This is a genomic window from Microbacterium sp. Y355, assembly GCF_059445345.1.
Map to the genome: position 1 here is coordinate 750,720 of NZ_JCAIUD010000001.1, position 14,839 is coordinate 765,558.

At 63.6% G+C, this 14,839-nt stretch carries 11 protein-coding genes; 6 read left to right on the plus strand and 5 right to left on the minus strand.

Annotated features, from left to right (window positions below):
* Positions 1–49 precede the first annotated feature (49 nt).
* The gene (locus AC1C2O_RS03755; RefSeq protein ID WP_495429108.1) at positions 50–1,762 is read left to right on the plus strand and encodes a glycerol-3-phosphate dehydrogenase/oxidase; all 1,713 of its coding nucleotides are present in this window, start codon (positions 50–52) and stop codon (positions 1,760–1,762) included.
* Between the two features lie 56 nt (positions 1,763–1,818).
* On the opposite strand, the gene ffh is transcribed toward AC1C2O_RS03755, so the two are convergent.
* Together ffh and AC1C2O_RS03765 are read right to left on the minus strand one after the other, a co-directional pair.
* Positions 1,819–3,372: a signal recognition particle protein gene (gene ffh, locus AC1C2O_RS03760; RefSeq protein ID WP_495429109.1), complete on the minus strand. Its 1,554-nt coding sequence runs from the start codon at positions 3,370–3,372 to the stop codon at positions 1,819–1,821.
* Between the two features lie 139 nt (positions 3,373–3,511).
* Entirely contained in the window at positions 3,512–4,099 is a 588-nt protein-coding gene (locus AC1C2O_RS03765; RefSeq protein ID WP_495429110.1) for a TetR/AcrR family transcriptional regulator, read from the minus strand.
* Positions 4,100–4,179: 80 nt separating this feature from the next.
* Here AC1C2O_RS03765 and lipB point away from each other — a divergent pair, with 80 nt between their 5' ends.
* The 4 genes from lipB to AC1C2O_RS03785 all read left to right on the plus strand — a co-directional run bounded on the left by lipB (position 4,180) and on the right by AC1C2O_RS03785 (position 9,007).
* Positions 4,180–4,818: a lipoyl(octanoyl) transferase LipB gene (gene lipB / locus AC1C2O_RS03770; RefSeq protein ID WP_495429111.1), complete on the plus strand. Its 639-nt coding sequence runs from the start codon at positions 4,180–4,182 to the stop codon at positions 4,816–4,818.
* A complete protein-coding gene (gene lipA / locus AC1C2O_RS03775; protein ID WP_495429112.1) occupies positions 4,815–5,807 on the plus strand; it encodes a lipoyl synthase in 993 nt (330 codons plus the stop codon). The genes lipB and lipA overlap by 4 nt, the downstream gene beginning before the upstream one ends.
* A 102-nt stretch (positions 5,808–5,909) precedes the next feature.
* Positions 5,910–8,309, plus strand: a complete 2,400-nt coding sequence (locus AC1C2O_RS03780; protein WP_495429113.1) for a hypothetical protein — start codon at positions 5,910–5,912, stop codon at positions 8,307–8,309.
* Complete coding sequence (locus AC1C2O_RS03785) at positions 8,306–9,007, plus strand: GNAT family N-acetyltransferase (RefSeq protein ID WP_495429114.1); 702 nt, start codon at positions 8,306–8,308, stop codon at positions 9,005–9,007. Before AC1C2O_RS03780 ends, AC1C2O_RS03785 begins: the two co-directional genes overlap by 4 nt.
* 6 nt (positions 9,008–9,013) lie before the next feature.
* Here the strand turns inward: AC1C2O_RS03785 and AC1C2O_RS03790 are convergent, their stop codons facing one another.
* Positions 9,014–9,514 (minus strand): DUF2004 domain-containing protein, encoded by a 501-nt coding sequence (locus tag AC1C2O_RS03790; protein WP_495429115.1) that lies wholly within the window; start codon positions 9,512–9,514, stop codon positions 9,014–9,016.
* A 21-nt stretch (positions 9,515–9,535) separates the two neighbouring features.
* Positions 9,536–10,411, minus strand: a complete 876-nt coding sequence (gene ftsY, locus AC1C2O_RS03795; RefSeq protein ID WP_495429116.1) for a signal recognition particle-docking protein FtsY — start codon at positions 10,409–10,411, stop codon at positions 9,536–9,538.
* A 34-nt stretch (positions 10,412–10,445) separates the two neighbouring features.
* Here ftsY and AC1C2O_RS03800 point away from each other — a divergent pair, with 34 nt between their 5' ends.
* A complete protein-coding gene (locus AC1C2O_RS03800; protein ID WP_495429117.1) occupies positions 10,446–11,030 on the plus strand; it encodes a hypothetical protein in 585 nt (194 codons plus the stop codon).
* Here the strand turns inward: AC1C2O_RS03800 and smc are convergent.
* Entirely contained in the window at positions 10,980–14,534 is a 3,555-nt protein-coding gene (smc, locus tag AC1C2O_RS03805) for a chromosome segregation protein SMC (RefSeq protein WP_495429118.1), read from the minus strand. The genes AC1C2O_RS03800 and smc overlap by 51 nt on opposite strands.
* Positions 14,535–14,839 lie beyond the last annotated feature (305 nt).

The following is a 14,839-nucleotide window of genomic DNA, read 5'->3' on the forward strand; positions in this document are numbered from 1 at the left end:
TTGTGCCGATCGGCTCAGGATATACCTGTAGGCCCAGCAAGGAGAGATGATGAGCGCTGTCAGCACCAACCCGACCGAGCGGGAGAACGTCCGCTCTGCACGTGAAAGCGCCCGCACCAGTGTTGTCATCATCGGCGCTGGCATCAACGGCATCTCCACCTTCCGCGATCTCGCGATGCAGGGTGTGGATGTGCTGCTCGTGGAGCGCAATGACTTCGCCTCCGGCGCCACTGCGGCATCCAGTCACATGATCCACGGCGGCATCCGCTACCTCGAGAACGGCGAGTTCCGTCTCGTTAAAGAATCCGTGCAGGAACGCAACGGACTTCTGAAAATCGCGCCGCACTATGTGAAGCCCCTCGAGACCACGATTCCGATCTACTCGACCTTCTCCGGCATCCTTGCCGCTCCCCTGCGCTTCCTCACCCACAAGTCGGGCAAGCCGCAGGAGCGCGGCGCGTTCCTGATCAAGATCGGCCTCACCCTCTACGACACGTTCTCCCGCGATGGCGGAACCGTGCCGCGACACCGTTTTGTCGGGCGTAAGAAGTCGCTGGCGCAGCTGCCGGCGCTCGACCCGAACATTAAGTACACCGCGACGTACTATGACGCGTCGGTGCACGACCCAGAACGCCTGGCGCTCGATGTGTTGCGCGACGGTGAGGCGGCTCACGCTGGCGCTCACGCGCTCAACTACGTCGAAGCCATTGGCATGGACAACAAGGGTGTGCGCCTTCGCGACCGCGAGACAGGCACCGAGTTCCATCTCACGGCCGACGTCGTCGTGAACGCCTCCGGCCCGTGGACCGATATCACCAACGAATCGCTCGGCACCGAGACCGTGTTCATGGGTGGCACCAAAGGCTCGCACATCGTGCTTGATCACCCCGAACTGCTGGATGCCACCGCAGGGCGCGAGATATTCTTCGAGCACTCCGACGGTCGCATCGTTCTCATCTACCCGCTGAAGGGCCGCGTACTGGTTGGCACCACTGACCTCGAGGCAGATCCGCGCGAGCCTGCACGATGCACCGATGAGGAAGTGGACTACTTTTTCGCATTGATCGCGCATGTCTTCCCGAACATCAAGGTCGACCGCTCACAGATCGTGTATCGCTATTCCGGCATCCGGCCGCTGCCACACCACGATGACACCGCTCCTGGGTTCGTGTCGCGTGACTACCGCATCGAGCGACGCAAGGATGCTGCATCTCCTGCTGTCTTCAGCCTCGTTGGTGGCAAGTGGACGACCTTCCGCGCTCTCGGCGAGACGCTGGCTGATCATGTGTTGGACGAGCTCGGCCGTCAGCGGGTCGCCAGTACCGTCGGAGTTCGCATCGGCGGCGGCAACGGTTACCCCAAGACTCCGCGCCGGAAGATCGAGTGGCTCCGAGAAAACGTCGGCGATAACGAACGCGGTCGCGTGCTCTTCACCCGCTACGGCACTCGCGCGGCGGACGTCGCGACGTTTGTCGCCGAGGCCGACGATGAACAGGTTGTCGGTGACACTCTGTCAGCACGAGAGCTGCTCTGGATGGTAGAGAACGAACAGGTCTGCCACGTCGCTGACGTGGTGTTCCGTCGCACCAGCCTCGCTTTCACTGGCAATGCCGATGCCGGGGTTGTGCGTGCGATCGCCGAAGCGCTTGCACCGCTTCTCGAGTGGGATGCCGCGCGCGTCGACGCCGAGATCAACGACACGCTCACCCAACTGCGCGAGGCGCACGGAGTGAACGTCGCCGCAGATATCCCCGCAGGCTGAATGAATTTACGAGAAAGGCTCCCACCGCATGGTGAGAGCCTTTCTGCGTTTCAACGTCAGTTCTTGCCGAAGAGCTTCTGAATCTCGGCCATGTCTGCCTCGGTAGGGGCCTTCTGGCCGCCCAGTCCGAATCCGGAACCGGTGGGCTGGGCAGTGGGAAGACCGGCATCCTCGGCCGCCCGCTTCGCGGGATTGCCCGAGCGCGATACTGCCTTGGACTTGCTGCCCTTCTTGCCGCGCTTGGCCGAGGCCCCTGGACGTCCCATGCCTGGCATCGCGCCCATCCCCGGAATGTTCGGGGTGCCGCCGCGTGCGACGGTCTTCATCATCTTCGCTGCCTGCTCAAAGCGCTGGACGAGCTGGTTGACGTCGGTGACGGTCATTCCTGAACCCTTTGCAATGCGCATGCGGCGCGAGCCGTTCAAAACCTTGGGGTTATGGCGCTCGCCCGGGGTCATCGAGCGGATGATCGCCTCAGTACGGTCGATCTCGCGCTCATCGAAGTTCTCGAGCTGATCCTTCATCTGGCCCATACCCGGGAGCATCCCGAGCATCTTCTTCATCGACCCCATCTTCTTCATCTGCTGAAGCTGGCCGAGGAAGTCCTCAAGGGTGAAGGTCTCGGTCGCAAGCTTCTCGGCGACCTTCTGTGCCTCTTCCTCGTCGAAGGCCTCCTGTGCCTGCTCGATGAGGGTGAGGATGTCACCGAGGTCAAGGATGCGGCTCGCCATGCGATCGGGATAGAACGGCTCGAGATCGTCGAGGCCCTCACCCGTGGAGGCGTAGATGATCGGACGTCCGGTCACGGAGGCCACCGACAGTGCCGCACCACCGCGTGCATCACCGTCGAGCTTGGACAGCACGACACCGGTGAAGTCGACGCCCTCTTGGAACGCCTTCGCCGTGTTTACGGCATCCTGACCGATCATCGCGTCGATGACGAACAAGACTTCGTCCGGGTTTGTGGCCTTCCGAATATCGGATGCCTGCTTCATCAGCTCCGCATCGACACCGAGACGACCAGCCGTATCGATGATGACCACGTCGTGCTGGTGGCGACGAGCGTGCTCGACCCCGTCACGGGAGACCTTGACTGGATCGCCAACGCCGTTGCCAGGCTCGGGAGCGTAAATGGTGGCCCCGGCCTGCTCTGCGACCACCTGCAGCTGGTTCACAGCGTTCGGTCGCTGCAGGTCAGCAGCCACGAGGAGCGGGGTGTGACCGTCCTTCTCGAGCTGCTTGGCCAGTTTTCCCGCGAACGTCGTCTTGCCGGAACCCTGCAGACCCGCGAGCATGATCACGGTCGGCGGAGTCTTTGCGAACTCCAAGCGACGCTGCGCACCGCCGAGGATCTGCACGAGCTCCTCGTTGACGATCTGTACGACCTGCTGAGCCGGATTCAGCGCCTTGCTGACCTCGTCACCCAGCGCACGTTCGCGCACCTTCGCGGTGAACTCCTTGACGACGACGAGCGCGACGTCGGCATCCAGCAGGGCGCGACGGATCTCGCGGACAGTGCCGTCGATGTCGGCAGCGGTGAGCTTGCCCTTCGTGCGAAGGTTGCGGAAGGTATCGGTGAGCCGATCGGAGAGCGTGCCAAAGGTAGCCATGGTGCTCTCGATTCTACGCGAGCGGAGCCTCCACGCTCAGCGCGGCACGAAGGTGCTCTCTGGCGCGCTGGTAACGACCCCGAGCGGTGGATGCCGGGATGCCGAGCGGGCCGGCCTCGTCCCCACCAGATTCGCCAGGTCAGAGTCCCCAGGGAAGTGCGCTGATCGCCTGGAACGCTTCACGCAACACCGTCTCCGGCGATCCCCGCCCAGCACCGTGCTCAGCCCAGACCCGCAGTGATGAGAGCACGGCCGCGGCCTGCGCGGCCCCAAGGATGTCGGCCTTGATCACATCGACGCCCGATGATGACGCGGCCCCAGCGATCGCTGCGGCGAGACGCGCATGCCTGATGCCGGTGTCACTGATGAGCTCTTCTTGCAGTCCCATCGCGGCCGAGTTGCGCAGCGCAAGGGCCAAGGGATCGGGGGCGAAGTCTCGCACGACGTGCAGCAGGATGTCGCGGACGGAATCACCCGTCGCGTCCGTGCCCAATGCCCTCAGCGCGGCGACCGCCTGCGCGATGCGCTCGTCGAGCCCCGCCCACAAAACATCTGACTTCGACGAGAAGTAGTTGAAGAAGCTTGAGCGACTAACACCTGCGCGCGTGGTGATGTCCGCGACTGACGTGGCTTCGTACCCCTGCTCGAGGAACAACTCGCACGCGGCCTCAGCGAGTGTCTCCCGCGAGGAAGCGCGAGGGCGTCCGGCGCGGGGTTCGATATTCATAGTTTTACCGTACCGCGTGCCACATTCTTCTTTAGATTCACTATTGTTAGACACAATCCAACAATGCACGAAAGGCGATCATGCTCGACATCCTCACACCGGGTCTCGCCCCAGACCTCGTCCCCTACCTCGAGGGCTGGGAACTTCAGCGACGTGTCCACGCCGACGTCGTCGACGGCACTCGCCCCGACACTCTCCTTCTGCTCGAACATGAGGCCGTTTACACAGCTGGCACGCGCACAGAAGCACATGAGCGCCCGCAGGACGGAACGCCGGTGATCGACGTCGACCGAGGTGGAAAGATCACCTGGCACGGCCCTGGCCAGCTCGTCGGATACCCGATCGTGCGGCTGCCTGAGCCGATGGACGTTGTCGCGCATGTGCGGCGTCTTGAGCACCTCCTGATAGACGTTCTGAAACCACTCGGCGTGAACGGATACCAGGTCGAAGGCCGCAGTGGCGTCTGGGTACGCCGTCCGCTGTCCGAAGACAAAATTGCCGCAATCGGCGTTCGCGTGCAGAACGGCGTCACCATGCACGGCTTTGCGATCAACTGCAACAACTCGCTCGCCGGATTCCAGGGGATCATCCCGTGTGGAATTACTGATGCCGGCGTAACGACGGTGAGCGAGGTGGTGGGGGCCGACGTCTCCCCCGGCGAGATCATCGACGGCGTGAAGTCTGCCTTCGCCACCGAGTACGAGGGAGTCCTCGCGTGAGTACCGCAGCACCAGATGGCCGCAAGCTTTTGCGGCTCGAGATCCGCAACGCCGAGACTCCAATCGAACGCAAGCCAGAGTGGATCAAGACCAAGGCAAAGATGGGGCCGGAATACACTGCTCTGCACTCGCTCGTCAAGGAAGAGGGCCTGCACACCGTATGCCAAGAAGCGGGATGTCCGAACATCTTCGAGTGCTGGGAAGATAAAGAAGCGACCTTCCTCATCGGCGGCTCTCAGTGCACTCGTCGCTGTGACTTCTGCCAGATCGACACTGGTAAGCCCGCCGACTATGACATTGATGAGCCACGACGCGTCGCCGAGAGCGTCACCCGCATGGGCTTGCGTTACGCGACCGTCACCAGTGTCGCCCGCGATGACCTGCCAGACACCGGGGCCTGGCTGAACGCCGAGACCGTCCGGCAGATCCACGCGCACAACCCCAACACAGGGGTCGAACTGCTGGCGAACGACCACAGCGGCGATCCAGCGTTTCTTGGCGAGATTTTCGACGCGCGGCCTGAGGTGTTCGCCCACAACGTCGAGACCGTGCCACGCATCTTCAAGCGGATCCGTCCCGCGTTCCGCTACGAGCGGTCGCTGGACGTACTCACTCAGGCTCGAACGGCCGGGCTCATCACCAAGTCGAACCTCATTCTCGGCATGGGCGAAGAACCGGAGGAGGTCGTACAAGCTCTGCAGGACCTCCACGACGCGGGATGCGACATCATCACGATTACGCAGTACCTACGCCCCTCACCGCGGCATCTGCCGGTGGCCCGCTGGGTGAAGCCTGCAGAGTTCGTCGAGTTCAAAGAGGAGGCCGAACGTATCGGGTTCCTCGGCGTGCTCGCTGGTCCTTTGGTGCGCTCGTCATACCGCGCCGGACGGCTGTGGGCGCAGTCGATGGTGGCGAAGGGGCAGGAGATCCCCGCGCACCTGTCACACATCGCCGCGACAGCAGATCTTGGCTTCGCCCAGGCGGTGTGATCCACTCGGGAGACGCTAGCTCAGCACTCACCCTGGTGCTCACCGCATCTGTTCGGGCACAATCGGAATCAGCGCGATTGTTCGCACGGTCTGGGGGCCGACATGGGGCAGCAGAATGAGGGAGCCACCGAGCAGATCTTCGCGCTCTCGAACAAGGACGCCGAAACGGCGCGGGAATGGCTGGCCGAAGCCTTCACGACACAACGCCAACGCGGTTCCGCCCGCGCACTGAGCGCAGAGCAGCAATCGAGCATCAGCGAGGTGCTCAACCTGGACTGGTGGCAGACAGCCGTGGCCGAGGGAGTGGATGACGGCCATGCCGTGCACGGCGCGCTTCTCGGCGATCTGCTGCCGGCCGCTGTTCATGCAGCGTCCGAACTCACCCTGGGCGGCGTCGTCCTAGCGATGTACCTGCGCAACCTCGTCAACGAGGCCTGGGAACTCAACTGGGACCACGGGCTGATCCGTGCCGCGGTGAACACCGCTGTTGATACCGCGACAACCCTACCTTTCGAAGGAGCGGATGCTGTCGCCTGGGATCTTCTGCGGTTCATGAACCGCGAGTTCGACGTTGAAGCCGCACTACTCACCGGCAACCTCACGGCCGTAATCACGATGACAGCGCAGGCTGTGTCGGAGATCGCGCCCGTCCGCCAAGCGGCCGGCGAGCTCGCAGGGCAGCCGGGCCGCTCGCAGTTGATCGCCGAAACGCGCTCTGAATATCGCTATTACCAGGCCGTCCACGATATTGCGCGCGCGACATCCGATCTGCTCGCCCGCCGAACGGATGATGCCAGCGCGGAGATCGCCCGGATCACTGCGCTCATCGATGAGGGCGGTTTTCGGACCGTAGACGCAAGCGAGCTTCGCGGACACCTGGCGTCGCTGCATACTGTCAGCGATGCGGCGGACAGACCCTGGCTGCACATTGACGAAGGGCGAGTGCGCATCATCTACGGATTCGGTGTGATTCAGCGGGGCTCCGAGAAACTCTCGACCGATCTCGAGGAGTTGCATACGCGCGTCGCCGCCATCAGCGCGGCCGGAGGGCATCTCGGCCCGCTGAAAGTCACGAAGGCGCTGCGACGCCTCACTCTCAGTGATGTCTGGCAGGGGTCCGACAGTTTGGGTCGTCGCTACCGGGGCACGACCTTCCAGTTGGAGGAACTCGCTCTGAGGGTGCCCGGGGCACCCGACAAGCCGCTCATGATCGGCGCCCAGATCCAACTGTCCGAGTTGGGCAATCATGCCGTGCTCTTCGATATCGACCTCAAGGATGTCGCCGCGTTTGAGGTCGCGCAGATCGTCAACCTCGCTACCCCGGTCTACGGCGACCTCACCGAGATCCCACAGGCACTGCATCTGCACCCGCGTTCCGACGAGCGCCTTCGGCTGTCCCGGATCGCGGCCGTCGTCAGCGGCATCCTCGACGATCTGCGCACCCTCCTCAGGCAGGTGCATCATGACCGTGACGTCAGGGGAGGACTCGCCCATGCCACCGCGACCGACCCGATCTCCTCCCGGTCCGGATCCTTTGGATTGCTCATCACCGTCGAGCGGGCTTCACGCGATATCGCTGGCCACCGTACGTCGCTCGCGTCCGCCCGAATGATCAACCAACTCTGGGGCGCACAGCCTTTGCTGCATCCGCTCCCCGCTGGAGCATCCGGAGTCGCCGATTGGACGATGTATGACGTCGACGACGTGCCGGGGTTCGAAATGCTGCATCTGAACGATGAGCTACTCACCGCCAACTCGAACGTGACCCTGCTCGCCAGCTTCCGCTCACCCGACTACGCGATCAGTGAGATCGAGAGTTTCATCACCTTCGCCCACAGCATGCACGGCATGTACCAGGCATGGCACACCAAAGTCCGTGACCACGCCGAGAACATCGCGGACCTTCTGATGGCTGTCGAGCGGCTCCTCGAAGCTGCGGATGCCGCGGCCACGCGCAAGGACCACGATGCGCAGGAAGAGCTCACGGACGAACTCGGCGAGCTCGTCCGTGTGATCGAGCGTGCTGAACTTGAACTGCAGTCGTTCGTGCAGTCCAAGCACGCGATCATGCTGTTCGTCGAGTCGCCAGCTATCGTCTCCTCGCCGGCGTTGCGTGTGGATCTCGACACGGTGCTCCGCTCGAACCACTACGAGCTTCTCCGCGCGGGATTCGAGCGGGCCGTTCGGGATGTACTGGGCTCGCGACTGCAACCCTTGCTCGAGGTGTGCCACCGACGGATCGAACGCATCCTCGACGACAGGCAGGCAGAGCGCGAACGCCGCACCGAGCGACTCGCGCAGGTGCTCGGTGTAATCCTCGCCGTGATTGGAATATCCGGTCTGGCCTCGGTACTCCAAGAGGGATTCGGTTTGCAAGGTGACGTGACGTGGTGGTTCCTCGCGGCGATCTTGGCGGCTGCGTTCGCGATCGGGATCGCCATGATCCTGATGTCGCGCCGTTCGCGGAGCTCCCGTCTACGGCGGCCGGGAGGAAGCAAATGATCACCTACGTCACGAGCACGGATGCCGACCAACTGCGCGAAGCGCATCGAGCGCTGATGGCGCCCTCATTCCGTCCTGGCGAGCTCATACCCGAGGACGACTTCGTCGCTCAATTCGCAGACAGCGCCGAAGCAGTGCTCGCGCGTGACGCTGACGACCGGATGCTGGGGCTCGCCGTCGTAGAGCACTTCCCCGACGCCGTCTTGCTGCAGTACCTCGTGGCCGCTCCCGAGTCGCGTGGCATGGGCGTGGGCTCGGGCCTGCTCGACGCTGTCATCACCGGCTGGGCGCCCGCAGTCTCAGTGCTGCTGGCCGAGTTCGATCGGCCAGATGTGCGGTCGCCACATCCGCTCCACGGTGACCCGGAAGCACGACTGCGCTTCTACGCGCGTTTCGGTGCGCGTGCGCTCGAACTGCCGTACTTCCAGCCGCCCGTCTCAAACGAGGCCGAGCGAGAGCACGGGATGTTGCTCGCGATCTTCGATCCTGACGGTGCGATTGCGCAGCGAGGGCGGCTCTCTCCCGACCAGAGCACGGCCGTCCAGAATTACCTCGACGACATCCTCGACGGCGCAGAGGATCCGGATGCGCAGCGCCTGCGTGATGCGGCACGTGTGCACGACGGCATCCGTGCCCGCCCGCTCTCCGAGTATCGGGACGTGCCGCTCTCCTCACTTCGGGCATCGCCCGATGCGTGAAAGCCGTCAGTCCGCGCTCATCACCGACTGCACGGTGCCGTCTGACGCCAAGTTCACCAACAACACGTCGTCGGCTTCATCCGCATCGAGCGCGTACTCGAGCACTGCGAATGGTTCAGACCCGCCGTGTTCGTCGGCGAGGATCGTCATACTCATCAGACGCATCGAGCGGATGATGTCGACCGCGGCGTCGCCGCTGACATCGACGAGCACGTTCTCAAGCTCGTCGCCGTAGGCCAGCTGCTGTTGCAGAATGTACTCGGTCACTTCACTGGTGCGGTCGTCGACCTCGGCGAGCATGCCGCGCCTGGCCGTATCGTCCACATCTTCCAATCCGGAGATGAGGGATGCGGCGATGTCGAGCGCATCCTGCGAGACGTCGTCTTGATCAGGCGCGGTGAGATCGACGGTCACCGCCTGGTCGCCGAGTTCCACGGTCTCGCTCCAGAATATCGACCCGTCTGGCCCGGAGGACAAGAGCCCGAAGTAATCGTGTTCGATCGCCATAACGCTATGAAACCAGTCCCTTCACTGACCGACAAGGGATGCTACGAAGACGTGCGGTGTGAATCCGGTGAGATCATCGATCCCCTCACCCTGGCCGAGGAGCTTAACCGGGATGCCGGTGCGCTCCTGTACCGCGAGTACGAAGCCGCCCTTCGCTGAACCGTCGAGCTTGGTGAGCACGAGACCGGTGACGCCGGCATGCTCGAGGAAGGCCTCGGCCTGCATGACGCCGTTCTGTCCTGTCGTTGCATCCAGAACCAGCAGCACCTCGCTGATCGGTGCCTGCTTCTCGATCACGCGCCGGATCTTGCCCAGCTCGTCCATGAGTCCGCCCTTGGTGTGCAGGCGTCCGGCGGTGTCGATGATCGCTATCTCGATGCCCTCTCGCTGAGCGAACTCGACGGTCTGATAAGCGACGGATGCCGGGTCCTGACCCTCATGTTGCGGGCGTACGATAGCCGCTCCCCCACGCTGGGCCCAGGTTGCGAGCTGGTCGACGGCCGCGGCACGAAAGGTATCAGCGGCGCCCACGACGACGCTGCGCTGGAATCCGCGCAGGAACTTCGTGAACTTGCCGATGGTGGTGGTCTTGCCGACGCCATTGACTCCGACAACGAGTACGACGGCCGGACGCTCGGTGAGCTTCAGCGTCGTATCGAACTTTGCGAAGTGTTCCTCGAGTGTCTCTCGCAGCATCCGCTGCAGATCCTGCGGGTCGGTGGTCCGGAATCGGGCAACCTTCTCGCGGAGTTCTTCGACGATGCGCTCGGAGATGTCAGGGCCGAAATCGGCCGTGATCAGCGCGGTCTCGAGCTCTTCCCACGTCGTCTCATCGATCGTGGGCTTGACGAACATGCCGCGCAATGCGCGACCGAGGGACCAGGACTTCTCCGCCATGTCTCCAGCCTACGGTGCCAGGTAGCATCGGGGCATGCACCGGCTCCCAGTCTTCCGCCGACTGTTCATCCACGGAGCAGGCAGAAAGGGCCGGGATGCGTGGCCAACAGTCGATGGAACCGACGACGAGTTCCTGAGTTTCGCCGCAGGGTCATCGATCGGTGCACAGGCTGAGCAGCTCATCGATGGATACGGCGATGAGCCGCTGGTGATTTACGCTCACTCGATTGGGGCCGTGCCAACCGTGTTGGCTGCGGCATCAGGAAAACTCGACGTGCGCGGCCTCGTGCTGGTCGAACCTGCGCTGTATGACATCGCCCGAGGCGACGCTGCGATCGAGCGGCATATCTCGGCCGTCACCGAAGCACGCTCTCAGGCGAATGCCGGGAACCTGCACGGATTCTGGGGGATCTTGCGTCCGTTGATGTTCGGGGGCGCGTTCGCCCCCGACCGTTGGGAAGCCGAGCAGTCCGTCGCACAACACTGGGCCACCACGAATGTCCCTTGGGGACACGGCATCCGCGCAGGAATGCTCGCAGGCCTCCCGACGCTGGTGATCACGGGTGGCTCAGCTCGCCGCGGCGGCCCGATCGCCGACACGCTGACCAACCACTGCTGACACGCCGTCCTGCCGCATCGAGACTCCATAGAGTGCGTCGGCGATCTCCATCGTGCGCTTCTGGTGCGTGATCACCAGCAACTGTGAGCTCTCGCGCAGTTGTTCGAAGACCGTCAGCAGACGGCCGAGGTTCGCGTCGTCAAGCGCGGCCTCGACCTCGTCCAGGATGTAGAACGGGCTGGGGCGCGCCTTGAAGATCGCTACCAGCAGCGCGACGGCCGCCAGCGACCGCTCACCGCCCGACAGCAACGACAGCCGCTCGATCTTCTTGCCAACTGGGCGTACAGACACCTCGATACCCGTGGTGAGCATGTTGTCTGGATCGGTCAGCGAAATGCTGCCGGCCCCACCAGGGAACAACAGCGGGAAAACTTCGAGGAACGCCTGCCTGGTGTCTTCGAATGCCGAGGCGAAAATGGTCTGCATCCGCTCATCGAGGTCGCCGATGATTGTGAGCAGATCCTGACGGGTCTGAGTGAGGTCGGCGAGTTGCTCCGTGAGGAAGGCATGCCGCTGCTCGAGGGCAGCAAACTCTTCCAATGCCAACGGGTTCACACGCCCGAGTTGGTTGAGCTTGCGTTCTGCCTCAGCCAGTCGGCGTTGCTGCATCCGCCGGTCGTACGGGATCGCGGTCGAGTCGATTTCATCCGACTCCGGCTCTGATTCTTCCACTGCCAGCGGGTCGCGTGGCACAGCCTGATCCGGGCCATATTCCGCAACGAGAATATCTTCATCAAGCGCCAACTCGGATGCGACGCGCTCCAGCAGACTCGTCAGATGAAGCTTCTTCTCGTGGATCTGCAACTCGAGTCCGTGCACGCTCTCGGTGAGGCCTGCCAACCTTTCACGAAGCGAAGTCTCCTGAACGCGAAACGCGGTGAGTTCCTCGTTCTGTGCCGAGCGAGCATTCTCAGCCTCAGCCAGTGCGACCCGAGCTTCTGTGACCGACCGGTCGAGCGAGTCAAGAATGCGAGGCAGCTCCCCCGCAACGCCGGCAGCCGCTTCGCGCTGTGCGCGACGGATCACAGCGCGACGCGCGGCTTCGGTCGCAGCATCCCGTTCGTGTTCACGCTGGCGCTCCAGACTCGCGACTCGCGACTGCCCTGCCCGCACCCGCTCGCGCAGAGTCTCGATTTCCAGACGCGCACGTACTTCTGTCTCGCGCGCAGCTTCGAGCGTTTCAAGCAGGCCGTCACGTGCTGACGCATCAAGTACCGGTCGCGGAGTGGCAGCAGCCCCTTCGAGTTCGGTCTTTGCTGCCGCCGACGCGGTTTCAGCATCCGCCACGGCTGCCTGCGCTTGGCCGAGTCCAACCTCGAGCCGCTCACACTCGGCGACCGCCGACTCGTGCCGAACAGTGACCCGGTTGGCCTGTTCTGCATACGTCGCCAGCGCGGCGTCGTGCTCGCGCAGGGAACGAAGCGTTTCCTTGGCCCGGCGCCTGGTCTGCTCAACTCGCTCCGAGGCCTGCTCGCGCTCCTCGCGGAGCGCATCCACAATCACTCGCACTTCAGCGAGTCGCTCCTGGGCGGCATCGCGTTCGGCGGCAAGCTCCAAGCGAGAACGTTCGCCACCGGATCCGGTGCGCAGTGTCTGCGCCGTGACAACATCGCCGGCTGTCGTCACGATTGTGACAGCAGTATCGCCGAGCACGTCAAGCGCAATCCGAGCCGTACGCGCTGCGGCAAGATCGTCAGCGATGAGCACGTGCGACAGCACACCAAGCACACCGTCCGGCGCAGTGACGACGGAGGGTGCCGGCGTGACGCCGACGAGCTCTGGCAGTTCGCTAAGGTCGCGCAGAGCGTCAGCCATTACAAAATCGACGACTCCCCGCTTCTGCACTGTGGACTCGCTGGCGAGAACGAACGCGGAGTCCACATCGTCGACCAGCACGCCCTCGGCGAGAGGGCCCAGAACTGCGGCGATCGCGGCCTCATAGCCCGCCTTCACCTGCACGGAATCACCAACGAGGCCGCGTACCCCTGGAGCACCGGACTTCACAACCTCAGCGGCGCCACCCGACAACGAGAGCGCGCTGCTCAGCGCGGAGGCTTTCGCCGTGAGAGACTCCGCCTCACGTTCAGCAGTGTGCAGCCGCTCGCGCAGGCTCTCCCGCTCTGTCTCCGCTGCCGTGGCCTCTCGCTGCGCGGTCTCATAGTCCGCGGCATGCTCGGCTGCGCTGCCTTCCGGCGCTTCGGCCTCGTCGAGCATCTCCAGCGCATCGGTGGCTTCCCGGCGGCGCTCGTTCGCCGCTTCAAGAGCGTTCTCCTGCCGCAGCACTGCGCCCCGCACGGCGGCGAGAGCGGAAGCTGCGGCCTCGGCTGTGCCCCGCAACGCGGTCAACCGCATGTCGTGCTCTGACACCAGAGCACTCTGCTCGGCGATGTCCACGTCCAAGGTGTCGAGTTCGGCACGCGCGTTCATCACTTCTCGGCTGGCAGCAACCGCCGCATCCTGCGCATCGCCGAGCCCTGCGGAGATCTCCGTGATGTCATCTTTGGCCTCATCGATCGTCGCCTGTGTGACGGTCACCGTTGTCACTGCGGCGTCGTCTTCTTCCGAGCCGAGTAGAGCGAGCCGCTGGTTCGCGAGCGTGTAGAGCGACCGCATCCGCTCTTGAACCTGCTCGAGACCGAATGTGACCCGTCGTGCCTCATCGACTGCTGCCGAGTTCTGGTCGGCTTCGAGCATCGCGATTCCGGCGCGCACGGTGTCGGCCTGGTCGGTGAGCACGAGACGCTCGGTGTGCCGTTCCTGCTCGGTACGGGTGTGGTCGGCAAGCGCTGTGCGCAATGCAACGACATCGTCGGCGAAGATGCGCGCTTTCGCGTCGCGAAGCACTGCCGCAATGGTCTGCGCTTCACGGGCGATCTCGGCCTGACGTCCCAGCGGCTTGAGCTGGCGACGAATCTCACCGGCGAGGTCACTGAGACGCGTGAGGTTGGTCTCCATCGCGTCAAGCTTGCGAAGGGTCTTCTCTTTGCGACGACGGTGCTTGAGGATGCCGGCTGCTTCCTCGATGAATCCTCGGCGATCTTCCGGCGAAGCCTGCAGCACCGTATCGAGGCGACCTTGGCCGACGATGACATGCATCTCACGGCCGAGGCCGGAGTCGCTCAGCAGTTCCTGCACATCAAGAAGCCGGCAGCTGGACCCGTTGATCGCGTACTCGCTTGAGCCGTTTCGGAACAGCGTTCGGCTGATCGTGACCTCGGCGAACTCGATCGGCAGCGCGCCGTCGCTGTTGTCAATGCTCAGCTGCACTTCCGCGCGTCCGAGCGGGCCGCGGGTCGAGGTCCCGGCGAAGATGACATCTTCCATCTTCCCGCCGCGAAGCGTCTTCGCTCCCTGCTCGCCCATGACCCAGGCGAGAGCATCGACGACGTTCGACTTCCCAGAGCCGTTCGGCCCGACGATGCACGTCACGCCGGGTTCGAAGACGAAACTCGTGGGCTGCGCGAACGACTTGAAGCCCTTGAGCGTCAGGCTTTTCAGATGCATGCGGGCACCGTTCGTCCAGGGAGAATCACGCCGCCACGCTACCGGAATTCCGCGCAGTACTCGGCATCCCGCGCGGTGCAGGGCCGGATGAGCATGCACGCGACACGCCGAGAAAACACCAGGATGCTTGACGTCACACCTGTTGGGGCACTAACTTGACAAATCGGATCGCTCACGAAAAGGAGGACGCTCATGATCATTTCAAATAACTTTGCTCACACCGCAGGCACTGCCGCGGCTCGTGTAGATCAGGCGTCCTCGTACTTCGGCATCCGTCACAGCACTCGGTCATAGAACCACCTGAG